The sequence below is a fragment of the uncultured Tenacibaculum sp. genome (genome assembly GCF_947499065.1).
In the GTDB taxonomy this organism is placed as follows: domain Bacteria; phylum Bacteroidota; class Bacteroidia; order Flavobacteriales; family Flavobacteriaceae; genus Polaribacter.
Genome location: NZ_CANMMT010000037.1, coordinates 1 through 382 on the forward strand (window position 1 = coordinate 1; position 382 = coordinate 382).

Here is a 382-nt window from a genome sequence, read left to right on the forward strand (position 1 = left end):
TGTTCATAGCTAGTTTTTCATTTTATTCAATTCCAAAATCCGTTTTTTGTACATTCCAATTATTGATTCAGGACTCCAATTTTCGTCTTCTGTTTTTCCGTGACCTAATGATATGTTTGTCATCAATTTTCCATTTTCCAAAAAGAATTCACAATTCCATTTCATTTCTGCAAATCCATTTGTCGGATTATAGTTTTCAGTTTCTTTTGCGTAGCGCAACTTTCCGTTTTTCTCAAAGTACAGTTCTTGAAAAAAAGTTTCATCTTTATAAGACTCAATTCGAATGAATCTGTTTCCGTTTTTTAAGTTACATATACTCCAAATTTCAGTTTTACCATTAAATTCCGAAATTCCTTTTTCAGACCAAAAAAGTTCACAAGCT

Annotated in this window: 1 protein-coding gene; it reads right to left on the bottom strand. The window is 30.6% G+C overall.

Translation table 11 applies throughout. From position 1 onward, the window contains the following. Positions 1–9 precede the first annotated feature (9 nt). A partial coding sequence (locus tag Q0958_RS18890) for a hypothetical protein (protein WP_299126124.1) occupies positions 10–382 on the bottom strand: 373 nt, incomplete at its 5' end.